At 62.9% G+C, this 26,352-nt stretch carries 23 protein-coding genes; 12 read left to right on the forward strand and 11 right to left on the reverse strand.

The genetic code is table 11. The annotated features are described in order from the left end of the window. Positions 1-5 precede the first annotated feature (5 nt). From ACZ445_RS19635 to ACZ445_RS19680, 10 genes are all read left to right on the forward strand, one after another. Positions 6-773 (forward strand): FadR/GntR family transcriptional regulator, encoded by a 768-nt coding sequence (locus ACZ445_RS19635; RefSeq protein ID WP_179029930.1) that lies wholly within the window; start codon positions 6-8, stop codon positions 771-773. Positions 774-998: 225 nt separating this feature from the next. Continuing rightward, entirely contained in the window at positions 999-2,201 is a 1,203-nt protein-coding gene (locus ACZ445_RS19640; protein ID WP_058426389.1) for an ABC transporter substrate-binding protein, read from the forward strand. Between the two features lie 57 nt (positions 2,202-2,258). Then, a complete protein-coding gene (locus tag ACZ445_RS19645; RefSeq protein WP_015884776.1) occupies positions 2,259-3,119 on the forward strand; it encodes a branched-chain amino acid ABC transporter permease in 861 nt (286 codons plus the stop codon). Position 3,120: 1 nt separating this feature from the next. Next, a complete protein-coding gene (locus ACZ445_RS19650; protein WP_464707469.1) occupies positions 3,121-4,131 on the forward strand; it encodes a branched-chain amino acid ABC transporter permease in 1,011 nt (336 codons plus the stop codon). Then, a complete protein-coding gene (locus tag ACZ445_RS19655) occupies positions 4,128-4,877 on the forward strand; it encodes an ABC transporter ATP-binding protein (protein WP_058426387.1) in 750 nt (249 codons plus the stop codon). The genes ACZ445_RS19650 and ACZ445_RS19655 overlap by 4 nt, the downstream gene beginning before the upstream one ends. Beyond that, entirely contained in the window at positions 4,877-5,572 is a 696-nt protein-coding gene (locus tag ACZ445_RS19660) for an ABC transporter ATP-binding protein (RefSeq protein ID WP_058426386.1), read from the forward strand. Before ACZ445_RS19655 ends, ACZ445_RS19660 begins: the two co-directional genes overlap by 1 nt. A 13-nt stretch (positions 5,573-5,585) precedes the next feature. Beyond that, positions 5,586-6,854 carry a Zn-dependent hydrolase gene (locus ACZ445_RS19665; RefSeq protein WP_464707470.1) on the forward strand — a complete coding sequence of 423 codons (1,269 nt, stop codon included), beginning with the start codon at positions 5,586-5,588 and terminating at the stop codon, positions 6,852-6,854. Further along, positions 6,851-8,254 (forward strand): amidase, encoded by a 1,404-nt coding sequence (locus ACZ445_RS19670; protein WP_464707471.1) that lies wholly within the window; start codon positions 6,851-6,853, stop codon positions 8,252-8,254. Before ACZ445_RS19665 ends, ACZ445_RS19670 begins: the two co-directional genes overlap by 4 nt. A gap of 507 nt (positions 8,255-8,761) precedes the next feature. Further along, on the forward strand, positions 8,762-9,625 hold the full coding sequence (locus ACZ445_RS19675; RefSeq protein WP_464707472.1) for a LysR family transcriptional regulator: 864 nt from the start codon (positions 8,762-8,764) through the stop codon (positions 9,623-9,625). Positions 9,626-9,683: 58 nt separating this feature from the next. After that, complete coding sequence (locus ACZ445_RS19680) at positions 9,684-10,688, forward strand: LacI family DNA-binding transcriptional regulator (RefSeq protein ID WP_071495890.1); 1,005 nt, start codon at positions 9,684-9,686, stop codon at positions 10,686-10,688. Here the strand turns inward: ACZ445_RS19680 and ACZ445_RS19685 are convergent. The 6 genes from ACZ445_RS19685 to ACZ445_RS19710 form a co-directional block, all read right to left on the reverse strand. After that, entirely contained in the window at positions 10,685-11,410 is a 726-nt protein-coding gene (locus ACZ445_RS19685; protein WP_179029059.1) for an SDR family oxidoreductase, read from the reverse strand. The two genes, ACZ445_RS19680 and ACZ445_RS19685, sit on opposite strands and share 4 nt — an antisense overlap. Positions 11,411-11,472: 62 nt before the next feature. Beyond that, positions 11,473-13,005 carry an FGGY-family carbohydrate kinase gene (locus ACZ445_RS19690; protein WP_310864048.1) on the reverse strand — a complete coding sequence of 511 codons (1,533 nt, stop codon included), beginning with the start codon at positions 13,003-13,005 and terminating at the stop codon, positions 11,473-11,475. A 2-nt stretch (positions 13,006-13,007) separates the two neighbouring features. After that, positions 13,008-14,087, reverse strand: coding sequence for an alcohol dehydrogenase catalytic domain-containing protein (locus ACZ445_RS19695; protein ID WP_058426379.1), 1,080 nt, complete (start codon positions 14,085-14,087; stop codon positions 13,008-13,010). A 28-nt stretch (positions 14,088-14,115) separates the two neighbouring features. After that, on the reverse strand, positions 14,116-15,108 hold the full coding sequence (locus tag ACZ445_RS19700; RefSeq protein ID WP_058426393.1) for an ABC transporter permease: 993 nt from the start codon (positions 15,106-15,108) through the stop codon (positions 14,116-14,118). Further along, on the reverse strand, positions 15,074-16,582 hold the full coding sequence (locus tag ACZ445_RS19705; RefSeq protein ID WP_464707473.1) for a sugar ABC transporter ATP-binding protein: 1,509 nt from the start codon (positions 16,580-16,582) through the stop codon (positions 15,074-15,076). The genes ACZ445_RS19700 and ACZ445_RS19705 overlap by 35 nt, the downstream gene beginning before the upstream one ends. A gap of 63 nt (positions 16,583-16,645) precedes the next feature. After that, positions 16,646-17,569, reverse strand: a complete 924-nt coding sequence (locus ACZ445_RS19710; protein WP_058426377.1) for a substrate-binding domain-containing protein — start codon at positions 17,567-17,569, stop codon at positions 16,646-16,648. A gap of 295 nt (positions 17,570-17,864) precedes the next feature. On the opposite strand from ACZ445_RS19710, the gene ACZ445_RS19715 reads away from it, so the two are divergent. Both ACZ445_RS19715 and ACZ445_RS19720 read left to right on the forward strand, forming a co-directional pair. After that, entirely contained in the window at positions 17,865-18,542 is a 678-nt protein-coding gene (locus ACZ445_RS19715) for a sterol desaturase family protein (RefSeq protein WP_058426376.1), read from the forward strand. Continuing rightward, positions 18,539-19,636 carry an SMP-30/gluconolactonase/LRE family protein gene (locus tag ACZ445_RS19720; protein ID WP_179029064.1) on the forward strand — a complete coding sequence of 366 codons (1,098 nt, stop codon included), beginning with the start codon at positions 18,539-18,541 and terminating at the stop codon, positions 19,634-19,636. The genes ACZ445_RS19715 and ACZ445_RS19720 overlap by 4 nt, the downstream gene beginning before the upstream one ends. Before the next feature lie 60 nt (positions 19,637-19,696). Here ACZ445_RS19720 and ACZ445_RS19725 read toward each other — a convergent pair whose 3' ends face one another. The 5 genes from ACZ445_RS19725 to ACZ445_RS19745 form a co-directional block, all read right to left on the reverse strand. Next, positions 19,697-21,208 carry a hypothetical protein gene (locus tag ACZ445_RS19725; protein WP_179029065.1) on the reverse strand — a complete coding sequence of 504 codons (1,512 nt, stop codon included), beginning with the start codon at positions 21,206-21,208 and terminating at the stop codon, positions 19,697-19,699. Between the two features lie 113 nt (positions 21,209-21,321). Then, the gene (locus ACZ445_RS19730) at positions 21,322-21,702 is read right to left on the reverse strand and encodes a hypothetical protein (protein ID WP_464707475.1); all 381 of its coding nucleotides are present in this window, start codon (positions 21,700-21,702) and stop codon (positions 21,322-21,324) included. Positions 21,703-21,704: 2 nt separating this feature from the next. Then, positions 21,705-22,700, reverse strand: coding sequence for a hypothetical protein (locus tag ACZ445_RS19735; RefSeq protein ID WP_464707476.1), 996 nt, complete (start codon positions 22,698-22,700; stop codon positions 21,705-21,707). A 137-nt stretch (positions 22,701-22,837) separates the two neighbouring features. Continuing rightward, complete coding sequence (locus ACZ445_RS19740) at positions 22,838-23,899, reverse strand: lipocalin-like domain-containing protein (protein WP_464707477.1); 1,062 nt, start codon at positions 23,897-23,899, stop codon at positions 22,838-22,840. Further along, the gene (locus ACZ445_RS19745) at positions 23,889-26,351 is read right to left on the reverse strand and encodes an ABC transporter permease (RefSeq protein WP_464707478.1); all 2,463 of its coding nucleotides are present in this window, start codon (positions 26,349-26,351) and stop codon (positions 23,889-23,891) included. Before ACZ445_RS19745 ends, ACZ445_RS19740 begins: the two co-directional genes overlap by 11 nt. Position 26,352: the final 1 nt, after the last annotated feature.

A 26,352-nucleotide genomic window follows, 5' to 3' on the forward strand; every position in this document is an offset into this window, starting at 1 on the left:
AACCCATGCTAAGCCGCCCGCTACGACGCAAACGCCAGAAGCTGTCCGATGTGATTGTCGAGTCGGTTAAGCGCTCCATCGTCACCGACGCCTTGAAGCCCGGCGACCGCTTGCCCACCGAGCGTGAGCTGATGGAAAGCTTCCAGTGCTCCAAGGGCTCGGCCCGCGAAGCGCTCAAGGCCCTGGAAGTCGAAGGCCTGGTGAGCACGCGCACCGGCCCCAGCGGCGGTGCCTACCTGAACCAGGCCGGCACCGAGCCGGCCAGCCGCGCCCTGCGCAACTACCTGCACTTCCAGCACCTGGACGGCGAGCAGGTGTACCAACTGCGCAAAGTCATCGAGGTGGAACTGGCGGTGTCGGTGCTCGGGCGCCTCAGCGAAGACGACTACCAGGCCCTGCAAGACAACGTGGATTTTTGCAGCGCCCCGGAAGACAGCGAAGCCGGCCAGCGTGAGCAACGCCTGGCGGAGCTGGAGTTCCATAACCTGCTGGCCAAGGCCTGCCCCAACCCGCTGCTGAGTTTCATGGCGCAGTTCCTCAACGACCTGCTGCGCGACCTGGTAGTGCTGAAAAAAGCCTACAAGCCCAAGCGCAAGCAGTTCGACGCGGCCAACCTGGACTATCACAAGCAGTTGCTGATCGCCTTTCGTGCCGGAGATGAGCGCACGGTGCGCAGCTTGATGCATGAACACATGTGCGACGCCGAACACCATATGACCGCCCTCGAAGGCCAGGTCAGCCCGCACTTTTTGCTGGAGTTCGATCACTCTTAAATAACACCACAGACCCCATGTGGGAGGGGGCTTGCCCCCGATGACGCCAGCACATTCAACATTAATGTCGACTGACACACCGCTATCGGAGGCAAGCCACCTCCCACATTTGGGCTGCATTTCAACCAGACATCGTTTCATCCAATAACAGGCCTGCCCACAGGCCCTTGCTCCACCGTATCGCCATTGCCACTCCTGCCAATAACTAAACCAGGGAGTCACCCCATGCAGCGTCGTACGTTGTTGAAAGCCAGTCTCACCGCAGCCGCCGCCCTCAGCCTCCCGCTGAGCGTGCGTTCGGCATTTGCCGCCGAGCCCTTTACCTTTTACGGCCTCAAGTCCATGTCTGGCGCGTTTGCCAGCTATGGCAAGTTTGCCGACATGGGTTCGCGCCTGGCGGTGGAACAGCACCCCGAGGTGCTCGGTCGCCCGTTGAACTACAAAGTCATCGACACCGAAGGCAACGCCGGCAAGGCGGTGCGCAAGGTCCAGGAAGCCATCCAGCAGGATGGTGCGCGGTTCTTCCAGGGGTGCACGTTGTCGTCGTCGGCACTGGCAGTGGCCAAGGAAGTCGACAAGGTCGGCGGCGTGTTCATGACCCCGGTGGGCGCCGATGAAGTCACCGGTAAGGACTGCAACAAGGCGACGTTCCGCTGGTCGGTGCCCACCTACGGCGCAATCCGCGAAACCATGGTGCCGCTGATCAAGCTGCTGCCCGACGCCAAGCGCTGGTACACCATCACTCCGCAATACGTGTTCGGCGAAGCCCTGCTTGAAGGCGCCAAAAACGTGCTCAAGGAACACGGCCTGGAACACGTCGGCAACAGCTACCACTCGCTGCAGGAGCAGGAATTTTCCGGCTACCTGACCAACGCCATCTCGACCAGGCCCGACGTGCTGGTGCTGCTCAACTTCGGCAGCCAGTCGTCCAACACCCTGCGCCAGGCGGTGAACTTCGGCATCAAGGAGCGCATGAAAGTGCTGCTGGTGTGGTCCGCCGGCCTCGACCAATTCCAGGAACTGGGCAGCGATGTACTTGAGGGCGTGTACCTTGGCGCGCAGTACTGGCACCAGGTCGACACCCCGCTCAACCGTGAACTGGTCAAGCTCACCCAGGCCAAATACGGCATCAACCCCACCTACCCGCTGGCCGCCGATTACATCAGCACCAAGGTCATCCTCGAAACCATCATCGCCACCGGCAGCTTCGACGGGCCGACCGTGGCCAAGGCCATGCAGGGCCTGAGTTTCGAAGGGCCCACCGGCAAGGAATCGATCCGCGCCGGCGACCACCAGGTGATCAAGGACTACTACCTGCTGGTCGGCAAGGCCAGCAGCGAGATGGCCGACAAGGACGACCTGGCCAAGGTGCTCAGCGCCGGCCAATCGTTCCCGCCGGTGGACGCCACGGGCTGCACGCTCGGCTGATCCGCTGAATTTTGTAGCGCAGGGCCGCGCAAGCGGCGTCCTGCCGAGGGTTCCTGCATGCTTAATCTTTACCTGTTCCAGATCCTCAACGGCCTTGGGCTGGGGATGATCTACTTCCTCATTGCGGTCGGGCTGACGATCATTTTCGGCCTGCTCAACTTCGTCAACTTCGCCCACGGCGCGTTCTTTCTGCTGGGTGCCTACATCTGCTACACCGCCGTGAGCCTCACCGGCAACTTCTGGCTGGCGCTGCTGATCGCGCCACTGGTGGTGGCGGCGTTGGCCTGGGTGATCGAGCGCCTGTTGATCCAGCGGATCTACCACTTGCCGCACATGTTCCAGATCCTGGTGACCCTGGGCATCGCGCTGATCATCCAGGAAGCCAGCGTGATGATCTGGGGCCCGGTGGGCAAGAGCGTCGCGGTGCCGGAACTGCTGCGCGGCGTGCTGGTGGTGGGCGACTTCGTCTACCCCTACTACCGCCTGTTCCTCATTGTGTTTTCCGGGCTGGTCGGCCTGGGCCTGTGGCTGCTGCTGGAACGCACGCGCTTCGGCGCCCTGGTGCGCGCCGGCAGTGAAAGCACCGAAACCGTGTCGCTGCTGGGCACCAATATTTTCCGCCTGTTCTCCATGACCTTCGCCCTCGGCGTGGCCCTGGCCGGCGTCGCCGGTGTGCTGTTTGCACCCTTGCGCGGCGCGCAGCCCTTTGTCGGCCCGGAGATTCTCGGCGTGGCCTTCGTGGTGGTGGTGATCGGCGGCATGGGCTCGTTCAGCGGTGCGCTGGTCGGCGGTTTGCTGGTGGGCGTGGTGCAAAGCCTGATGACGACACTCTGGCCCCAGGGTGCGAGCCTGATGATCTACGGCGCCATGGCCGTGGTGATTCTGGTCCGTCCCTACGGCCTGTTCGGGAGAGCCTGACATGAGCGAGAAAAATCCCCTGCCGTTTGCCAAGACGCAATCGCGCGCCATGTTGCTGTGGGTGTTGGCGGTACTGATCGGTCTACCGCTGATCCTGCCCTCGGCGACCCTGGCCACCGAGATCCTGATCTTTGCCATGGCCGCCCTGGCCTGCAACCTATTGCTGGGCTACACCGGGCTGCTGTCGTTTGGCCAAGGCATTTTCTTCGGCGCCGGAGCTTATTGCGCGGCGTTGCTGATGATCCACTTGCAAATGGGCCTGTTCACCACGTTACTCGGCGCCGCCATTGCGGGTGGGTTCCTGGCCTTGCTGGTGGGCGCCCTGGCGATCCGCCGTACCGGTATCTACTTCGTGATGCTGACCCTGGCGTTCAGCCAGATGGCGTATTTTGTCGCCTACACCCTCAGCGACTGGACCGGCGGCGACAACGGCCTGCTCAGCGTGCCGCGCCCGGAAATCCGCCTGGGTGACACTGTACTGCTGTCGCTCGCCGACGCCCGCGCCTTCTACGGTTTTGTCGCGGTGCTGTTCCTGCTGATCTTCATCGGTGCGCGCCGGGTGATCGCCTCGCCGTTCGGCAGCACGTTGATGGCGATCCGCGAAAACGAAACCCGTGCCTCAGCCATCGGCTACGACACGCGGCACTTCAAGATCCTGGTGTTCGTACTGTCCGGCGCCGTCACCGGGATTGCCGGGGCGCTGTACGCCATGTTGCTGCACTTTGTGCCGCTGTCGAACATCGACCTGGCGATGTCCGAGAACATCCTGATCATGACCATCGTCGGCGGCACCGGCTCGCTGTTTGGCTCGTTGCTGGGCGCCGGTTCCATCGTGCTGCTCGGGGATTTCCTCTCCGACCTGTGGCCGCGCTGGCTGATGCTGCTGGGGGTGATCCTGATCCTGGTGGTGATCTTCATGCGCGGTGGTTTGTGGGGCGGCCTGGCGTCGCTGTTCGAGAAGGTGCGCGGCAGCCGCAAGAACGTGGTTATCGCCAAGGAGGAAGGGCTATGAGCATCCTGCTGGAAACCCAAGACCTGGAACTGGCCTACGGCGCGTTCCATGCGGTGAACGGCGTCAACCTCAAGGTCGAGGCCGGCACCATCCACACCATCATCGGCCCCAACGGCGCCGGCAAGACCAGCCTGTTCCACTGCCTCACCGGTGAGCGCCAGGCCACCGCCGGGGCGATCCATTTCGACGGCAACAACCTGATGCGCAAGCCCGCCCACGGCCGCGTCGGCCTGGGCATGGCGCGCTCGTTCCAGCTGACCAGCCTGTTCCAGAACCTCAGCGTGCGCGAGAACCTGCGCCTGGCCGCCCAGGGCCGTGACGGTGCTCGCGCATTGAATTTCTGGCGCCGCGTAGACAGCAAACGCGAACACTTGGAGATGGCAGACCAGGTGCTGGAACGCCTGCAACTCAGCGCCCGCGCCGACACCCTGGCCGGCGAGTTGTCCCACGGCCAGCAACGGGTACTGGAGGTGGGCATGTCGATCTGTTCCAAGCCCAAACTGTTGATGCTCGACGAACCCACCTCGGGCATGGGCATCGATGACATCCCGATCATGACCCAACTGATCAGCGACCTTGGCCGCGACCACACGGTGCTGCTGATCGAACACAACATGAGCATTGTCATGTCCATCAGCCAACGCATCACGGTGATGAGCCACGGCCAGATCCTGGTGGAAGGCACGCCGGAATTCGTGCGCGCCGATGAACGCGTGCGCACCGCATACCTGGGGGAGGCTGCCTGATGCTGATCGTCGAGAATATTCACTCCTACTACGACAAGAGCCACGTGCTGGAAGGCGTGTCGCTGAGCGTCAACCCCGGCGAACTGGTGACGCTGCTGGGGCGTAATGGCGCCGGCAAGACCACCACCCTGCGCAGCATCCTCGGCATCATCTGCCCGCGCCAGGGCCAGATCCACTTCAACGGCCAGGCGCTGGTCGGGCAGAAGATCTTCGAAATCGCCCGCCAGGGTTTGGCATTGGTGCCGGAGAACCGTGGGATTTTCCGCTTGCTCACCGTCGAGGAAAACCTGCGCATCGCCGCCCGCAAGACCAGCCGCTGGCAGCTGGAAGACGTCTACGCGATGTTCCCGCGCCTCAAGGAGCGGCGCAAAAACGCCGGCCACGCGCTGTCCGGTGGCGAGCAACAGATGCTCGCCATCGCCCGCGCCCTGCTCAACGACCCCAAGCTGCTGATCCTCGATGAACCCACCGAGGGCCTGGCGCCGGTGATCGTCGACGAGCTGGTGAAGATCCTGCGCAAGGTCAAGGACGACGGCCTGCCCGTGCTGCTGGTGGAACAGAACCTGATGGTCTGCGACAAACTCGCCGACCGCCATTACGTGCTCGAACAAGGCCGCGTGGTCTACGAAGGCAGCGCCGAAGCCTTCCGCGCCGATCCGACGATCAAAAACCGTTATTTGGCCCTGAGTGCCTGACCGGAGATTGCAGATGAACAGTTTTACGCAACCGCTCCAGAGCAACGCCCTATTGATCAACCGCGACCGTCTGTGGCAATCGCTGATGGACCTGGCCCAGCTCGGCGCCACAGTCAAAGGCGGCGTGTGCCGCCTGGCCCTCACCGACCTCGACCGCCAGGCCCGAGACCTGTTTGTGCAATGGTGCGAGGCGGCCGGGTGCAGCGTCACTGTCGATGCCATCGGCAACATCTTTGCGCGCCGTGCCGGGCGCAACCCCGCCCTGCCCCCGGTGATGACCGGCAGCCATATCGACACCCAACCCACCGGCGGCAAGTTCGACGGGTGCTACGGGGTGATGGCCGGGCTGGAAGTGATCCGCACCCTGAATGATTTGAACATTGAAACCGAAGCGCCGATTGAAGTGGTGGTGTGGACCAATGAAGAAGGCTCGCGTTTTCCGCCGTGCATGATGGGTTCCGGGGTGTTTGCCGGGAAGTTCGACTTGCAGGACACCCTCGACAAAGTCGATGACCAGGGCCTGTCGGTGGGCGCCGAATTGCAGCGCATCGGTTACGCCGGCTCCCGCGCCGTGCTCGGCCACCCGGTGGGCGCGTATTTCGAGGCGCATATCGAACAGGGCCCGGTGCTCGAAGACCAGGCCACCACGATTGGCGTGGTCATGGGGTGCCTGGGGCAGAAGTGGTTCGACCTGACCTTCACCGGCGTCGAAGCCCACGCCGGCCCGACGCCGATGCACCTGCGCAAGGACGCCCTGGTCGGCGCCGCCGAGGTGGTCAGCGCGGTCAACCGCATCGCCCATCAACAGCAGCCCCACGCCTGCGGCACGGTGGGTTGCATGAGCCTGCACCCCGGCTCGCGCAACGTGATTCCCGGCCAGGTGCACATGACCATCGACCTGCGCCACCTGCACGCGGACACGCTGCAAGCCATGGTCGATGAAGTGCGCGGCGTGATCGAAGCCACCGCCCAGCGACACGGCCTCACCTTTGAACTGACGCCCACCGCCGACTTCCCGCCGCTGGACTTCCACGCGACCTGCGTCAACGCGGTGCGTGACGGTGCCGAGGCCCTGGGCTTGAGCCATATGGACATCGTCAGCGGTGCCGGGCACGACGCAATTTTCGTCGCCGAACTGGGCCCGGCCGGGATGATCTTTGTGCCGTGCGAAGGCGGCATCAGCCATAACGAAATCGAAAACGCCGCGCCGGACGACCTGGCGGCGGGCTGCGCGGTGTTGCTGCGCGCCATGCTCCATGCGGCACAGGGGGAAACGGCATGAGTGAGATCGGCCAACTGACAGCGGTGCAACTGATACAGCATTTTCGCGACAAGACCTTGTCGCCGGTGGAGGTCACCGAAGACGCCTTGCTGCGCATCGAACGCTACAACCCGGTGGTCAATGCCTATTGCCACGTCGACCCGGAAGGCGCACTGAATGCCGCGCGCGCCTCGGAACAACGTTGGCTCGACGGCCAACCCTGCGGGCCGTTGGACGGTGTGCCGGCGTCGATCAAGGACTTGACACTGACGATCGGCATGCCGACCCGCAAGGGCTCGCGCACCTCATCCCTCGAAGGGCCGTGGGACGTCGACGCGCCCTTCTCAGCCTTTATGCGCAAGGCCGGCGCGGTGCTGCTGGGCAAGACCACCACCCCGGAATTCGGCTGGAAAGGCGTCACCGACAACCCGCTGTACGGCATCACCCGCAACCCCTGGGACACCCGCACCACGGCGGGCGGCTCGTCGGGCGGCGCAGGCGCAGCGGCAGCGCTGAACCTCGGCGTGTTGCACCAGGGCAGCGACGCCGGCGGTTCGATCCGGATTCCTTGCGCGTTTACCGGCACCTTCGGCATCAAGCCGACCTTCGGCTATGTGCCGCAATGGCCAGCCAGTTCCATGACCATCCTGTCGCACCTGGGGCCGATGACCCGCACGGTGGAAGACAGTGTGCTGATGCTGCAGACCATCGCCCAGCCGGACGCACGGGATGGCTTGATCGGCGCACCGCGCACCACACCGTGGTTATCGGGCGCGACGGATTTGAAAGGCTTGCGCGTGGCCTACAGCCCGACCTTCGGTTACGTCGATGTCGACCCGCAGGTGGCCAAGGTGGTCGCCGACGCGGTTCGAGGCCTGGAACAACTGGGCGCCCATGTCGAGCAGATCGACCCAGGGTTCAGCGACCCGCTGGAGGTGTTCAGCACCTTATGGGCGGCCGGCGCTGCGCGCCTGACCGGCGCCATGAGCGAGGCACAAAAGCAGCTGCTGGACCCCGGACTTCTAAGGATTGCACAACGGGGCGCACAGTTGAGCCTGGACGACTTCAACGCCGCCCTTGAAGCCCGCGCCGCATTGGTATCGCGCATGGCCGCGTTCCATGAGCATTACGATGTACTGGTGTCGCCGATGATGCCGATCACCGCATTCGAAGCCGGGCACGACGTACCGCCCGGCTCGGGCCTGCAGGCATGGACAGAGTGGACCCCCTTCACCTACCCCTTCAACCTGACCCAGCAACCGGCGGCGTCGGTGCCGTGCGGGCTGGCGGCGAATGGCTTGCCGGTGGGGTTGCATGTGGTGGGCGCGCGGTTTGCCGATGAGCAGGTGTTGCGGGTGTGCCACGCCTACGCGAAGGCCTTCCCGACCCAGCACCTCCAAGCCCCACAAACCCCAACCTGAAAGGCACTCCCTGTAGGAGCCGGCTTGCCGGCGATGGCGCCGTGTCAGCCCCTCACCCGTCACCGACACACCGCAATCGCCGGCAAGCTCCTACAAGACCACGTATCCACGATGCGAAGCGAGTCGCTTTTGATCTTGCTTTTGACCTTAGGCGCCCCGTCAAACACGCTGGCCGGAATTCGACAGGTATTTGGGGGGTAAACCGGCAGGGATGCCGGTTTAGCCGCCCCGCGCCATGGATGGCGCGTGGCGGCGGCCCCCCAAATACCTGTCGGATTACGGGCACACCGAGCCTAGGCGAGGTGCCGAGTGTTGGGGCAAGAGCGTTTTGCTTACTTTGCCGCTTTTGCAAAGTGAGCCGCCGTAAGGGCGGAACCCATAGCAGCCGTTACCGCAGCAACGGATATGTACTCAGTCGCCTGCCAGGCCGCCATCGCAAGCAAGCCAGCTCCCACAGTTTCAACCACATTCCATTACACTGTCCCCCATTAACTCCCAGGGGCCTTCATGGACATCGAACTGGCACGCACCTTCCTCGAAATCACCCGCTGCGGCAGCCTCGCCGCAGCGGCCGAGAAACTGCACGTCACCCAGACCGCCATCACCGCACGAGTCAAAAGCCTCGAAAGCCAGCTAGGCAGCACGCTGTTCGTGCGCAACCGCGCCGGCGCCCGGCTGACCGCCGACGGCGAGGCCTTCGTGGTGTACGCCAACCAGTTGCTGCAGACCTGGGAAGCCGCCAAACGCGACCTGCCGTTGCCCGATGGCTATCGCAACGTGCTGCACATCGGCGGCGAGGTAAGCCTGTGCAACCCGTTGATGCTCGACTGGGCCCAGGCCCTGCGCCAGAACATCCCCGGCCATGCCCTGCGCACCGAAATCCGCGAAGGCGACTACCTGCTGCGCCAATTGGAACTCGGCGTACTCGACGCCGCGCTGGTGTTCCAGCCGCAATACTGGCCGGGCTTGCAGGTGGAGCAGGTACTGGAAGAAAAACTGATCCTGGTGCAATTGGTGAGCAACCCGGCGCCCTATGTGTACATCGATTGGGGACCCGGTTTTCGTCAACAACACGACGCCGCCCTGCCCGACAAGGCCCGCGCCGCGCTGAGTTTCAACCTGGGGCCGCTGGCGTTGCAGTACATCCTGGAAAATGGCGGCGCCGGCTATTTCCGCACCCGCGTGGTGCAGAGCTACCTGGACAGCGGCGTGATGCAACGCGTGCCCAAGGCGCCGGAGTTCAGCTTCCCCACGTACCTGGTGTATTCACGGGCGCGGGATTCGGCGGTGTTACAACAGGCGCTGGCGTTGCTGCGCGAGGTGGTCAAGGCCGAAAGTGACTGGTCGCAACGCTGGGACCCGCTGATTTGAGGCAACAATATCCGTCGCGCATGCTAGCCTGCGGGTGTTTCCTTTTGCAGCCTTACCGATGAACAAGAAAAAGTCCGTCACCATCAGCGACATCGCCAAACAGGTCGGCATGACCACCATCACGGTGTCCCGGGCGCTGAGCAAACCTGACCTGGTCAAGCCCGCCACCCTGGCACGCATCCTCGAAGTGGCGCGGGAATTGGACTACGTGCCCAACGCCTTCGCCCGCGGCCTGAAGCGCAGTGAAAGCCTGATCATCGGCGTGATCACCGCCTCGGTGGACAACCCGTTCTACAGCGAAATGATCAAGGCGATTTCCCGCGAGGCCAAGCAGCACGGCTACACCATCATGCTGGTGGACACCGATGAGCTGGAAGAACTGGAAAGCAAGGCCGTGGACACCCTGCTGGGCTACCGCGTGGCGGGGATCATCCTGTCGCCGGTCTCGGATGAGCCGGGCTACCAGCCCGACTACCTCGAACGCCTGGCCAACGGCAAGACCCCGGTGGTGCTGCTCGACCGCACGATCCACGACAGCCCGTTCAGCCGTGTGGTGCTCGACAACTACCACAGCGGCATCCAGGCCGCGCACTACCTGCTGCGCCAGACGCCCGACCTCAGGCGCCTGCTGGTACTCACCGGCCCCGAACACTCACGCATCACCGTGGAACGCCTCAAGGGCCTGCGCGAAGTGCTGGCCGAACACCCGCAGGTGCAGGTCGAAGTGCAGGCCGGCGACTACACGTTGATGCCCTCCTACCTGCACACCCTCGACTACCTGGCCGAACACTCGGCGCCGGACGCGATCATGGGGTTCAACCAGTTGATCACCCTCGGCGCGCTGCGCGCGTTGCGCATGCACAATATCCCCCACGACAGCCTGACCATCTGCGGCATCGACCGCCTGCCCTTCGCCGATATCTTCGGCGTGCCCATCGCCTGCGTGGCCCACGATGCCTCCCTGGCCGGCAGCAGCGCAGTACGCCTGCTGCTCGACCGCCTCGAAGACCCGAGCAAGCCCCGGGACAAGGTGGTCATCGCTGGCCAGTTGGAAAACGGCTAGCGGCTGGTATAGCCGCCGTCGATGGGCAGGCTGATGCCGCTGATCATGCTGGCGGCGCGACTCAGCAGGAACAGCACCGGTAATGCCACTTCCACCGTTTCGGCAAAGCGCCCCAAGGGAATCGCCGCCAGCGCCGGGTCGCGCTTGGCCGGTTCGGACCAGGCCATGGTCGCCATCGGCGTGAGCGTCACCGTGGGGTTGACGCTGTTGACACGTATGCCGAAGCGGCCCCACTCGGCACATTGCACACGGGTGATCGCATCCAGCGCCGCCTTGGAGGCGCAGTAGCCGAGGTGATCGTCCAGCGCCACCAATGACGCCTGGCTGGAGACGTTGACGATGCTGCCGGCGATCTGCGCTTCGATCATTTTCGCCGCCACGCGGCTGGCGACCTGCGCGGCGGCGCGGGCGTTGACGTTCATCACCTGGTCGAACGCCTCGGCGCTGATGGCAGCGGCAGGTTCCAGGCGCGAGATACCCGCGCAGTTGACCAGGCCGTGCAGCGGCGGCAGGTCTTGCAGGGCGTTGTCGAGGGCGGCGCTGTCGGCGATGTCCAGGCAGAGGCTGTGGCAACCGAGTTGGGCCAGGGCCTGCGCGTCACGGCCGAGGGCAAACACATCGGCACCGCTGGCGATCAGTTGCAGGGCGATTTCACGGCCGATGCCACTGCTGGCGCCGGTGACGAGGATGCGGTGGTGGGTGAAGTCGAAAGCTGCGTTCATGGATGACATTCTCAAGAACAATGGAGATCCCTTGTGGGAGGGGGCTTGCTCCCTCCCACAGGTCAGTGGGTTTGCAAGCTGTGCATGATCGGTTTCAGGGCCGGATACAGCTTCAGGTACTCGCCGAATTCGCGGTCATACGCCTCGACGTTTTGCGCCTTGGGCTCAGCGCGCAGCTCCAGTTGCACCCAGCCCTTGTCCATCGCCGCATCACTCACCAACCCCACTGTGTGCGCCGCCAGCAACGCCGCGCCCAACGCCGCCTCAACCTCCTGCACGATGGTGTACACCGGGTACCGCGTAACGTCGGCGATGATCTGCATCCACAGGTCCGAATGGCTCGCCCCGCCCACCACGATCAAGCGCGGGTCCAGGGAGTGAGCAGCGCGCGTGCCTGCTTCGATGTTATGGCGCAAGGCAAAACTCACCCCTTCCAGCACTGCACGGTACAGGTGGATTCTGCTGTGATACAGGTTCAAGCCGACAAAACTGCCACTGGCGCGGTCGTCCCACACCGGACTGCGTTCGCCCATCAGATAGGGCAAGAACAACAGGCCCTCACTGCCCGCCGGGATGTGCATCGCCCGCTGTTCCAGCAGCACCAGGCTGTCCTGGCCGCTGGCCTTGGCCTGTTGTTCCTCGGCCTGGCAGAACTGCTCGCGAAACCAGCTCACCGAGGCACCGGCAGTGATCGCCCCGCCAAAGATGTACAGGTCACGGTGACCGTTGTAGACGTGGGGCATGCTGACCAGGCCATGGCGCGCATCCACCTGCTGATTGAGGTAACCCCAGCACATGCTGGTGCCGATCATCGCCACATGATTGCCCGGTTGTGTCACCCCCGCCGCCAGCGTAGCCATGGCCGCATCGACGCCGCCGGCCAGGATCGGCGTGCCGGCCTGCAGGCCCAGGCGTGTTGCCCAGGCGTCAAGCAAACCACCGACCACCTCCCCGGAATGCACCAAGCGCTGCGGCATCATGGCCTGCGGGATACCCAGCGCATCGAGCATCTCGGCCGACCAGCCACGCGCCTTCACGTCGTAGACGCCACCGATGTTGCCGGCACTGCTGTGGTCCACCGCCACCTCACCGGTGAAGCACCAGTTGAGGTAGCTGTTCGGTGGCAGCAGGTAGCGGGTTTTCGCCCACACCTCGGGCTGGTGCTGCTTGAGCCAGAGCATCTTGGTGAAGCCGTAGTAGCTGTCCACCGAGTTGCCGGTCACCTCGAACAGGCGCTCCAGGTCGACATGTTCGCGCACCCAGGCCACCTGCTCGCCGGCGCGGCGGTCCATCCAGATCAGGCACGGGTGCAGCGGTGTGAGCTGCGCATCCACCGCAATCCCCGAGCCGCCGTACAGGCTGCTGATGCATAGCGCCTTGACCTGGTCTTTCGCCACGCCGGCCTTGGCCATGCACTGCGCCACACAGGCCTCGACGGCGTCCAGCCAGACCTGCGGCCATTGTTCGGCCCAGCGCACTTTCGGGGTATCCACGCGATACCCCTGGCTGTGCTGGGCAATGATCGTGCCTTGAGCATCCACCAGCAGCGCCTTGGTGCTCTGGGTTCCGATGTCGACCCCCATCACGTAGTTCATGTTCAGACCACCGGCTTCAACAGCACCTTGATCGACTTGGTCGAGTTGGCCAGCTCGAAGGCTTCGGCCCAATCGTCCAGCGGGAAGTCATGGGTGACGATGCCTTGGGAGGTGACCAGGCCACGCTCGAACAGGTCGATGGCAATCGGGTAGCAATACGGGCCGAGGTGCGCGCCGCGGACGTCCAGCTCCTTGCGGTCGCCGATGATCGACCAGTCGACGCTGGTCTCGGCACCGAACACGCTGAACTCGACAAAACGCCCGAGCTTGCGGATCAGGTCCAGGCCCTGGGTGACGCCAGCAGGCACGCCGGTGGTTTCGATGTAGACATCGCAACCGTAGTTGTCGGTGAGGCCGTTGATGATCTCGCGGGCGTTGTCGCGGGCCGGGTTGATCACCACGTCGGCGCCGAATTGCTTCGCCAGTTCCAGGCGCTCGTCGACCATGTCGATCACCACCAGTTTCTTCGGGGTCTTCAACGCGGCGACCTGGACCATGCACAGGCCAAGGGTGCCGGCACCGGCGATCACCACCACGTCGTCAAGCTGGATATCGCCACGGTTGACGGTGTGGATCGAGCACGCCATCGGCTCCACCAGCGCCGAGTCTTCCAGCGACACCGACTCGGGAATCTTGTGCACGATGGCGGTCTTGGGAATGCGCATGTACTGCGCCATGCCGCCTTCGGCCACTTCACGCTGGAAGCCGAAGATGTTGTGCACTTCGCACATCCAGTACTTGCCGGATTTGCAGAAGCGGCACTTGCCACAGGGCACGATCTGCTCGGCGATCACTTTGTCGCCGACCGCGACCTCAAAGTGCTCGGCGGCGCCCTCGCCCACTTCCACCACATAGCCAAAAAATTCGTGCCCCGGTACCACCGGCGCCTTGACCCAGGGGTTGTCGCCGCCCCAGAACATCGCGGCGCCCGAGTGGCACTTGCAGTCACTGGCGCAGATGCCACAGGCGGCGATGCGGATCACCAGTTCGTTGACGCGGGCCTGGGGTTTGCCGATGCGTTCCAGGCGATAGTCCTTGGGGCCGTGGCAGACGACGGCTTGCATGTCGGTGTGCTTGTCCATGGTGTGGAGTCCTGTGTTTGTTAGGAGTTTATTTGTGGCGCTGACGGCTGATGAAAATCGCCAGCAAAATGATCCCGCCCTTGATCACGCTCTGGACGTAGGGTGAAACGCCAAGCATGTTCAGGCCGTTGTTCAGCACGCCAAGCAGCATGGCGCCGAGCAAGGTGCCGACGATCACCCCGCGCCCGCCGGCAATCGACGCGCCGCCGAGTACCACGGCGGCAATCGCATCCAGCTCGAACGACACGCCGGCATTCGGCTGGCCGCTCATCAGGCGTGAAGTGAGCACCAGCCCGGCAATCGCTGCGGTCAGGCCGCTGATGCCATACACCAGCAGCTTGAAGCGCGCAGCACGCACGCCGGAGAGGCGCACCGCTTCTTCATTGCCGCCGATGGCGTAGATGTAGCGGCCGATGCGCGTGTGTTGCAGCAGCACATAGGCGGCGGCGTAGGTGATCAGCATGATCAGGATCGGCACTTCGATGCCGAACAGGCTCTGGCGACCGAAGAAGCCGAACCACTCCGGCAGCCCGGAAATCGGGTAGCCGTCGGTGTACATCAGGCCCAGGCCCCGGGCGATGCCCATGGTCGCCAGGGTCACGATGATCGGCGGCATGTGCAGGTAGGCGACGAACAGGCCATTGCCGATGCCGAAGGCCACGCCGATCAACATCCCCGCGCCAATCGCCAGGCCCGGAGGCAGGCCCGCGACCATCAGGCCGGCGGTGAGCGTGCCGGACAACGCCATCACCGGCCCCACCGACAGATCGATGCCGCCGGTGAGGATCACGCAGGTCATGCCCACCGCGATGATCGCGTTGATCGACACCTGGCGGGCGATGTTCGACAGGTTGCTGGCGGTGAGGAAGGTGTCGCTGGCGAGGATCATCACCAGGGTCACCACCACCAGCCCCACGAACGGGTAGAACGCCGGCGAGCGCAGCAGCCGCGCCAGGTTCAGGCGCAGCCGACTGCTGTCGACGGTGTTAATGGACGTATTCACTTGAGCCCCCTGTTGCATGGCGCATGACCTCTTGAGGATTGACGGCGGACGCTTCGAGGACCTTGACGATGGCGCCCTTGTGAAACACGGCGACGCGGTCGCACATGCCGATGACTTCCGGCAACTCGGAGGAAATCATGATGATTGCGTAGCCCTGTTCGGTGAGGCTGCGCATCAGCGCGTAGATCTGCGCCTTGGCCCCCACGTCGATGCCACGGGTGGGTTCGTCGAACACCAGCACGTCGCAGTGGTGGTTGATCCAGCGGGCGATCACCACCTTCTGCTGGTTGCCGCCGCTGAGGTTGAACACCCGGCTTTCGCCGCTGGGCGCCTTGATCGACAGCTGGCGCATCAGGTCTTCGACGCTGGCGCTTTCCCTGGCCTTGTCGATCAGGCCCGAAGCGTTCTGGTATTTGGGCAGGTTGTTCAGCGAGATGTTTTCACGAATGCTGAAATCGGTGATCAGCCCTTCGCTCTTGCGGCTTTCCGGCAGCAGGCCGATGCCGTGGGCGAGCGCCTGGGCCGGGTCATCGAGGGTGATTTTCTCACCGCGCAGCCACACGTCTTTGCTCACCGATGGCAGCGCGCCCATCATGCCCAGGGCCAGTTCGGTGCGACCGGAGCCGACCAGCCCGGCGAAGCCGAGGATCTCGCCCTTGTGCAGTTGGAAATTGTTGTGGGGGCCGTTGCGCACCAGTTGAATGTCCTTGACCTCCAGCAGCAGCGGGCCGCGCTCGGTGTTCGGTTTGGGAGGAAAACTGCATGCCAGGCGGCGCCCGACCATCATCTCGACCAGGCGGTCGATATCGCTGTCGGCCACCTCGGTGACGCCGACATTGCCGCCGTCGCGCAACACGCTGATGCGGTCGCACACCTGGAAAATCTCCTCCAGGTGATGGGAGATAAAAATCACCGCCACGCCCTGGCGCTTGAGCTCGCGCATGATCTCGAACAGCAACTCGGCCTCGCTGGGCGTCAGCGTCGCGGTGGGTTCATCCAGCACCAACAGGCGCGCATCCAGGGCCAGGGCCTTGGCGATTTCGACAAACTGCTGCTCGGCCACGCTCAGGTGCTTGACCGCACATTGCAGGTTGATGGTCACGCCGAGGCGCTTGAACAACGCCTCGCTGGCCTCGACCATTTCGCGCTTGCGCAGCAGGCCGAAGCGGTTGCTGAGCTCATGGCCGAGGAAGATGTTTTCCACGGCCGTAAGGTACGGAATCAGGCTGAATTCCTGGAACACGATGCCGATGCCGGCGGCGATTGCATCGCGGTAGGTGGCGAACTGCCGGGCCTGGCCATCGATCAGGATCTGGCCTTCGTCCTGATGCTCGACGCCACCGAGGATCTTCATCAGGGTCGATTTGCCCGCGCCGTTTTCGCCGAGCAAGGCATGGATCTCGCCGCGCTCGACCTGCAGGTTGATGGACTTGAGGGCCTGTACGCCCGGGTACCGCTTACAGATGTTTTCCAGCTTCAGAAGACTGCTCATACCGCCGACCTCGTATTCAGAAGGAGACCGCAAGCCCCACGGATGGCGTGGGGCCTGGGTGATTTACCAGCTGAAATCCTTGGCCTTGGCCTGGTCGATCAAGGTGATGTCCACCGGGATGCTGGCCGGTACTTGCGAGCCCCACTTCTTGGCCAGGGCGATGCCCAAGGCAAGGCGGATCTGGTCGCGGGGGTATTGCGCCGAGGTGGCGATGAATTTGCTGCCGGGTTTCTGGATCGCCTTGATCGCTTCCGGCGCGCCGTCGACGCTGACCAGTTTCACGTCCAGGCCACTGGCTTCGATGGCCGAGAGCGCGCCGAGGGAGCCGTTGTCGTTCACGCTGAAAATGCCCTTGAGCGTCGGTTGCGCCTGCAGCATGTTTTCGGTGACGGTCAGCGCCTGGTCACGTTCCTGCTTGCCGTTCTGGATGCTGACAATCTTGATGTCCGGGTGCTTGGCCACGGCTTCTTTGCAACCGCGCACACGCTCCAGGATCGGCACCACGGCAATGCCGTCGAGGATGGCGATGTTGCCTTTGTCGCCAATGCTCTTGGCCAGGTATTCACAGGCCTGGAAGCCGGCGTCGAAGTTTTTCGAACCGACAAAGGAATCCAGCGGGCCGTCCGCCTGGGCATCGACCGCAACCACCACCACGCCGGCGGCGTGGGCGGACTTGACGGCCGATTGCACGCCGACCGAGTCGGTGGGGTTGATCAGTAGGATGTCGATGCCTTTTTGCAGCATGTCTTCGACGTCGCTGACCTGCTTGGACACGTCGTGGCGAGCGTCGGTGATGATCAGTTTCGCACCGATGGTCGCCCCAGCTTCTTCCAGGGCGTTTTTCATGGTGACGAAATAGGGGTTGTTGATTTCCTGGAAGGACGCGCCGATGCGGATCGGCTTGGCGGCGTCGGCAAACGCGGGGGCAACGGTGCCGAGGGTGATGCTTACAGCCAATAAACACAGGGTTTTCGGGAGCATTTTCATGGCGTGATTCTCTGTTTTGTTTTTATTGTTAGAGCAAATGTTATCGTTAACATTTTGCGAGAAGCTAACAAGGAAATTCGGGTGACGCAAGGGGCCACTGGTCGGCTGCGGTCGGAATGTGGGAGGGGGCTTGCCCCCGATGGCTGAGTGTCAGTTGGGGATGTAAGTGAATGACCCGCCACCATCGGGGGCAAGCCCCCTCCCACACGTGTTCATGTGTGCACCACAAAACCTCGCACAATCTTGAGTACCAACTAAGCTCAGCCTCCAACAAAAAAATACCGAGTTGCCTGCCATGGCCCATCCCACCGAGACCTTTCGCGCCCGCTACCGCGCCCAAGTCGCGCCCCACTACAACCCCTGGCTCCACGCCAGTTTCGTGTTCGGCTACGGCATCGCCTGCATCAGCCTGGCCTGGTCATCGACGCACCAGATCACCGCGCTGCAATGGCTGACCGTGCCCTTAACACTGGTGTTCTTCAACCTGTGTATCTACCTGGTTCACCGCCACCTCGGCCACCACAAACACGCCCTGGCCCGCCTGTTTTATGCGCGCCACACTGGCGATCACCACAGTTTTTTCACCCCCGGCCACATGACCTACGACAGCCCTCGGGACTGGCGCGTCATCCTGTTCCCGGCCTGGCTGATCGTGCTGCACAGCCTGGCGATCACCCTGCCCGCCTGGTGGCTGCTCAAGCAACTGAACCCCAACGTCGCCGGATTGTTCGCCGGGTGCATGATCCTCGGATATTTGCTTTACGAATTGTTTCACGCCTGCGAACACCTGCCCGCCGACCACCCGGTGGCACGCCTGCCGTGGCTGCGCCAGATGCACCAGTTGCATGCCCTGCATCACCGCCGTGAGCTGATGCAGGGGCGCAATTTCAATATCGTCCTCCCGCTGATGGATTACTTGTTCGGCACCCTGTACTGGGAGCCGGGCCCACACGACAACCAGGAATCGTCATGAGTACCCGTCCCAAAAAACTGCGTCATCTGTTGTTTGTGCTGTTTCTGCTGGTGATCGCTTTCTTGCTGTTGATGCCCACCAAAGTGCAACCGGTGAACTGGACACCACCCAAGCCACCGTCGCTGAAGGACGGCCCCTACGCCGAAAACCAGCGCCTCAAGGGCGTGCAGAAGATCGGCGCGCAGGACATCGCCGGGCCAGAGGCATTGCTGCTGGATGCCCAGGGTTATCTGATCAGCGGCTTGCATGACGGGCGCATCATCCGCACCGCGCCTGACAGCCGCAGCCTGGAGGTACTGGCCAATACCGGCGGGCGGCCCCTGGGTATGGCGCTGCACCCGGATGGGCGCTTGATCATTGCCGATGGCATCAAGGGCTTGCTCGCCCTGGATGCAAACCACCAACTCACCACCCTGAGCACGGGTGCCAATAACGTCCCCTTCGGTTTCACCAATGACGTCACCGTGGACGCCAACGGGCGTTACGCCTACTTCAGCGATGCATCGAGCCGCTGGGGTTATGGGCAAGATGGCGAAGCGGTGATCGAACATGGCGGCGATGGCCGGTTGCTGCGCTACGACTTCAGCACTGGCACCACCGAGGTGCTGCTCGACCAGCTGCAATTCGCCAATGGCGTGGCGCTGGGCCCGGATGAACATTATGTACTGGTCAATGAGACCGGCGCCTATCGCATCAGCCGGTATTGGCTCAAGGGCGAACGTGCCGGCAGCCACGACCTGTTTATCGACAACCTGCCCGGCCTGCCGGACAACCTCAGTTTCAACGGCCAGGACCGTTTCTGGGTAGCACTGTATTCACCGCGCAACCCGCTGCTGGACAGCTTCGCCGGCTACCCCATGCTGCGCAAAGTGATGGTGCGGGCGTTGATGGTGGTGCCCAAGCCGATCGAGCGCAAAGCCTTTGTGCTGGGGTTGGATACGCAAGGCAAAGTGATTGCCAATTTGCAGGATGGCAGCGCGGGGAATTACTCGCCCATTACCACCGCTCGGGAATACGGCGAGTGGTTGTACCTGGGCTCGCTGAAGAGCACGAGCATGGCGCGACTGCCGTTGGCACTGGCGTTGGCGCCCTGACGCAAAAAGGGCATACAGGCGCTCGGCCCGTATGCCCTGGTGGTTACCGGTTAAACACGCTTAGCTCTTGGTGCTGCTGAGCAGGGTCTGCTTGCACAGGTGGCCAAAGCTGACGAACTGGACATTGTCACCGCCGACGCCAATACCCGGATATTCGAGCACTTCCATACGCCATACGCCGTAGTTGAAGTCGGTACGCCAGGTATTTTTGTAGCCTTGGGCGTAGTCGACAAAGGTGGTCTGGAAGTCACCGAAGCAGGTGCCTACGTTGATCGTGCCCCCCGCCAGACCGGCGCTGTTGGTGGCCGCCGAGTAGCCTTTGTAGACAATAGCGCCGGTGTCCGGGTTGATGTGCTGGTCGAGGTAGACGATCGGGTGCAGCCCCACCAACGGTGCGCCGGTGCTGTCCGACAGCCCCATGGTCCAGGTCAGGTCGCGATAGGCTTGGGTGGTCATGTAGCCATACCCCACGTTGGACGCGGAGGAAGGAATGCGCAACACGTTGCCTTCGCCTTTCACATCAGGGTTGTTCACCCGAGGGTTGGAACCGAAGGACAGGTTGTATTTGCCCGTCGCGCTCCAAGGCTCATTCGGGTGTTGGTTCGGACGAACACGCACCTTGACCACCCCGCCGACACCCGGGTTCGGGATCGATGTCGACACGACATTCGCGCCCACGGTGACCCACTGGCTGCCATCGAAACGTTCAAGGATCCACTTGTTACGCGTGCTGCCACTGGCAGCATCGGCCGTCAGCGCGATACCCACGCTCTGGCCACGAACCGCCGTGAAATCAAAGTAGTCGACATCGTTGAGGCTGTCGGCGTTGCCTTTGATGTAGTTCAGGGTATCCGGCAGTTGAAACGCCGTGTCGGGCGTGTCATTGGGCTCATAAGCATCGATATTGGCATCCACCGCCACACCGAACTGGAAGCTGGAACCCTGCACCGCGGCGTCGGCTTCCATGAACCAGTAGTAGTCACCGGCAGGTACCACACCGCTCAGGCTTTCATCGCCCGTGCCTGGGTTATTGGAGGTACCCAGCGGCAGTGGATTACCTTGGCCATCGTCCTGGAACAGGGTCAAAGACATGTCGGTGCCTGCGGTCTGGCCCACCAGCAACGCGTTGATGCGCGCCTTCTGTGGCAGGTTGAAGTGGTAGCACAGCAGGTCACCGGTCTGCACGCCATTGATGGTGTACAACAGGTTCACATCCAGCGTGGTTTCGCAGCCTTGGACCAGTGCCGCCTGCACGGCGGCCGCTGCCTGGGCATCGGCTTTCTTGACCTGGGTCACCGGCGCCGGCGCGGCATGATCTTCCACCACCGAATCGGCCTGGGCCTTGGCGGCGAACGCCGGTTTTTTCAGTTGAGCGCCCGTTTTGAGTTGCTGCTTGAGCGTCGCAGGTGCCTTGGTGGCCGGCACTATACCGGCGGCTTTGAGGCTTTGTTTGATGTCAGTTTGAACGGCTTGTGCAGCCAGGTGAGGGTATTGCTCGGCCAGGGCGAAGGCCGAAACGAAGCAGGAGGCCGCCATGGCCGCGCCCAGCATAAAGGCTTTTTTCGATTTCATTTTTTATCCATCCATAGTTAAAAAGTGAAGCTCAGGTGACGTCCGGTCACCTGGGATGGAATGTAGGATATGACTGGATGGATGTACAGTATTTTTTGAAAAAATTTCAGGCTCTATGGGATGGGGATGTCGCACCACCAGCGCCAGAAGCTCCAGACAGCTGTTGCAATCAACCACATGAACCCAAGGTAATAGGGCCAAACCACCCAGCGCTTAAGCGATAAGGGAATGGAAGCCAGTTCGGCCTCAGTCACCAACCCAGCTTTCAGATGGCGCTTTGAATCTGAAAGTATTTCAGCAATCAGCATCATGCGATATTGCCTGTCGATCCAACGGTTTCGGCTCCAAAATCGCTTATTGCCGCAGACCATTTCGTTTTGGCTGAAGTAACTCTCCACCTCGTCGAGCTTTGAATATTCGACAAAAAAACCCAGCCCCAAAACGACAAACACTCCTGCAAAATGCACAAGGGTGAAGGCAAGAAAAAACGACACCGTTAAGCTCCCTCCGGTACAAAGATCACGTCGCCATTGGCTTCTTGGATCTTTCCACCCAATAAAGCACTTTCATGACTAAAAGCATTACCTACGGTCTGCCCACCCGCAGCGCCACCAATGATTGCGCATGCAAGCTCACCGCGCCCCTTCATCGCAATACCCAAAAACATGCGACAACCACGAATCGCAAGTTTGGCACCATACTTTCCCCCGACCGCGGCCCCCGTCACCGCCCCCGCCAACCTCCCCGTCTCCACATACTTCGCGCGTCTACACTGCGCTTCCCGCCCCTCCACACACGCCTCCTTGATCTCCAACCCTGCCACTCCCACATCCAGCGCCAACCCCACATAAGTCCCTTTACCCAACCACTTCGACATCTGCGCAATCTCCCGCATCCGCTTCGCATACCCGGCGATATCACCTTTATGCAGATAGCTCCTGGTCGATAGGCCCAACACCTTTTTCAACGAATCATTACCCTGTAACCCCGTACCCAACCTTGCCGCACCGTGCAGTTGCACCTCCAACCGCCGGAACAACCCCTGGCGCTGTTGAATAAACGCAGCCCTGTCCAACGCACCGCCCTTCAACCGCTGATGCAACCGCTCGATCTCCTCCAGCGTCTGCGCCACGTCATCCAGGTGCCGCGCCCAGGCCGAGGTCGCGCTGCCGATGCCAATCGAGCCCTTCGCCATGAAACTCTGCAGCAAGTCATAGTTGTCGATCACCGTCGTGCCGGCCGCAGCACTTCCCTCCAGATGGCGGCGTACCTCCTCGGCATGCCGCATCAACCAGGCCTCTTCGACCGAGCAATTCACGCTATGGCTGTCGGGAATAATCACCAGTTGCCCCGGCGCCACCAGGCCGGGGCGCAGGTGCCGGTTCAACACATCAAAATGATCGGAACGCTGGCGACTCGGGGCACCGCCCATCAGTCGGTTTTTCAAGCTCTGATAGTCCGTCGCCCGCTCGTTGATAAAGCTTTGCGCCATGCCTCACATCCCGTGAGCAGTGAAGATGGCGTCGAAATATAAGCAAGCACCTGCGCCCCGGACACACGTCCAGGGGGGGCGATTTACATTTGGGAAGCTGCCTACGCAGCATAGAAATACAGCCTACGGAAACAACCCTAATACCCAGTCATTTCCAGGTAACCCACCCCTCCCTCGAACTGCACCGGGCCTTCCCAGTACGGGATACTCAGGTTCATCCAGGCATTCGGGTTGACCGCTTGGGTGGTAATATCCAGCTGCTTGCCGGGGATCTTCAGCGACCAGCGGGTGGGGATCTTGCGCCCTTCTATGGCAGTCGTTTCCAGCGGCGTCAGTTGGATATCCGCGTTGTGCAGGGTTTGTGTATGGCCCTCGCGATCAATCCAGGTGCCGGTCAGGTAGGACGTACCGTCGGTTTGCCGTACACGGAACAGCATCAATTGCTCGCCCCGGTCCAGGTGCAGGGAGAACCAGTCCCAGCCGGTCTGGCTGGTGGTCAATGGCTGGCTGCTCCATTCGCGGTCGAGCCAGGCCGGGCCGCTGACTTGATACACCCTGCCATCAATGCTGACGCTGCCACTGGCACTGAAAAACGGCTGGCTGTAGTAGTAAGACGCCTGGCCCTGGTCGGATTTGCGGCTGTAACCGCTGTCGCCCTGCAGCACCAATGGACGGCTGGATGTCAGGTGCAAGTCGTAGGCGAATTGCGCACCGCTGGCCTTGAGTTGCATGTCCGACAAGGCGCCCATTGCACCCGGGCGGGTGGCGAAATTCCAGTCGTCGATCCAGGCATTGAACGGCACCGCCTGGGCTCCGGCCTGGCCGACGCCGCCGCGCGCGTAACGTTCGGCGGCGTAATGGCGGGTGGCGGACGTGACGGCGGCGTGGCCGAGCCACACGGTGGAGTCGTGCCAGCCCGCTTGCACCGGCCCGGCCTTGAGCGCGTTGCGAAACAGCGTCCATTGCACGCCGAAGGCATTGCCTTGCGCGTCCTTGAGGTTGGCGGTGACGTACCACCATTCGATACGAAAGCCCGCATGGGGGCCGTGGTCCTCGGGGAAGCTGAACACCTTGCCGGGCACCACCTGGGAAAAATCCGCCGCGTCGCTGCCCAGGCCGGCAAAGCTCTCTTGCGGCGCGGGCACTTTGTCGCAAGCGGCCAGTAACAGACACGCCACCAACAGGGGCTTAATCTTCATTGGCAAACGTCCTCAACAAATCCGCAGGACGGCTGCGGTACAACTGCCACAACGGCCAGGCCGACGCCAGCAAGGTCGCCAGCATCGCCAGCCCGAGCAATTGCGCCAGCTGCCACGGAAACACCTGCAGCGGCAGGCGCCAGCCAAACGCCTGCACGTTGATCACTGCATCCAGGCACCAGGCCAACAGTAGGCCGAGCGGTACCGCCAGGATCAACGTGAGCACCGCCAGCAGCCAGGTCTGGCCGAGGTTGAGCAGCATCAATTGCCGACGCGTGACCCCCAATGCCCACAGCGGTGCAAGCTGGCCCAGGCGACTCTGGCTCTGGGTCAACAGGCTGATGAACAACGCCACGCCGGCCACACCCAAGGTCAGGCTGTTCAGGGCAGCGGTGGCGGCGAAGGTGCGCTCGAACACCTGGCTCGACCAGCCCTTGAGTTGCTGCTGATCGACGATACGGCTGTCATCAAGGGCAAAGGCGCGCTGCACCTCACGTACCAGCGGCGCCACGTCCGACGGTGACACCCGCAGGTTGAAACGCGCCGGGGACAGCGTCGGCCAGTGCGCCAGCAGATGTTGTGAATTGACCAGCACATGGCCCTTGGGGTTGCCGTAGTCGGCGTAGATCCCCACCACCTTCGGCGACCACACACCTTGAGGCGTGGGGATGTTCACGGCATCGCCCAGCTTCACCCCGAGCCGGCGCGCCAGTTGCTCGCTGAGCATCAAGGTGTCGCCCTTCTGCAACTGGTCCCAGGGTTCGCTCGTGGCCTCCAGCAGCGGCCAATGCTGGCGGTAGGTGGGATCATCGACCACACCAAACAGGTCCACCGGCCAGCCCTGCACTTGCACGGCGACCTGCCAGGTGGGCAGCACGGTCTGCACCAACGGTTGTTGCGCCAGCCAGGTGCCGAGTTGTTCGGCCTGGGCAGGGGTTTGTGGGTTGAGATACAGCTCGGCGGTCAGGCGTTGCTCCAGCCAGTTGTTGAAGGTATGCCGAAAACCCGAGGTCATGGAGCCCGCGCCGATGTTCGCGGCCAGGGCCAGGAGCAACGCCATCAGGGCCAGGCTCAAGGCCGGCAACTGCTGGCGGCAGTCGGCGAGAAACCATTGGCCGAGCACTGAACGGCTGCGCCCCAACACCGCCTTGAGCAGACCATTGAGCAGCACCGGCAACCCCAGGGCAGCGCCAAGCAGCAATGCCGCCATCAGCACAAACCCGACAGCCAGGCTGTTGCCCAACCACAGCGCCAGCGCAGCGATCAGCAATGCGACGGCAGCCACCCACGCTTGACGACGCAACCAGCGCCCGTGAGCTTCATGCCAGGCCTGGGCATTGGCCAGCGCCAGCAAGGGCAGGCGCGCCGCCCGCCACAGGCTACCGGCACCGGCGAGCAGCGCACCGATCAGGCTCAAGCCCAGCCCTGCGCCCCACCACCAGGGGCTGAGGCTCAACTGCCCCGGGACTTCGGCGCCATACAAACCACGCAGGCTGGCGGCCACATCCGGCAATAACAGACTGGCCAGCAGGTAGCCACTGGCGACGCCCAGCACACCACCGAGCAATGAGAGCACGCCCAGTTCCACACTCAGGCTCACAATCAGCATGCGCACGCTGACCCCACAGGCGCGCAGCGTACGCAGCAACCCGCGCCGTTGCTCCAGGGCCAGGCCGATGGCGGCATGCACGATGAACAGCCCCACCACAAAGGACAGGAAGCCCAGCGCGTCGAGGTTCAGGTGAAAGCTCTCGGTAAGGCGTGCGAGGTTGTTGTCCTCACCTTGCTTGAGCTGCAACCCGGCGGGCGGCGTGGGTTGGCTGGCGGCGAATGCCTTGTCCACCAGCAGGCGCGACAGGCGCCCGGGCATATCGAGCACAGGCTGGGCAAAACCGATGTCGGTGAGCAACAGGCCGGGCGCCATGTCTGCTTGGGCTTGCAGCGGCGGCAGGGGGTGACCGCCCACGGTGGTCGGTTGCTGGCCTTCGCGCAGTCCCAAGGCCTGCAAGGTCTGCGGCGCAATCCAGGTACGCCCCGGCGGTTCAAAAAACGCGAGCATCTGCGCCTGGCTCAAGCGCTGCCCCGCCACGGCGCCGCTGCCGGGCAACGACAACGGATCGATGCCCATCAACTGCAGGCGTACATCCTCCCGCCCCTTGAGCTGTACCCGCCCCTGCACCACCGGCGACACCGGCCACCCGGCGCGGCGCAATTGAGCAAAGACCGCCTGGGGGAAACTCGCCCCGTCCGGCGCACCGAGGCTGGCCTGGGGTTCGCCGCCGATCAATTGGCTGGCGCGGGCATAGCTGTCACGCGCCTGGCTGTTGAGGGCTTGCACGCCGATCAACAGTGCGGTCGCCAGCCAGAGGCCGGTGAGCACGCTGAAAAACTGCACCGGATGCCGTCGCCAGTGGCTGAGCAATGCGCGCAAGGTCCACTGAAATACCGCCATC

It is taken from the genome of Pseudomonas allii (assembly GCF_055380095.1).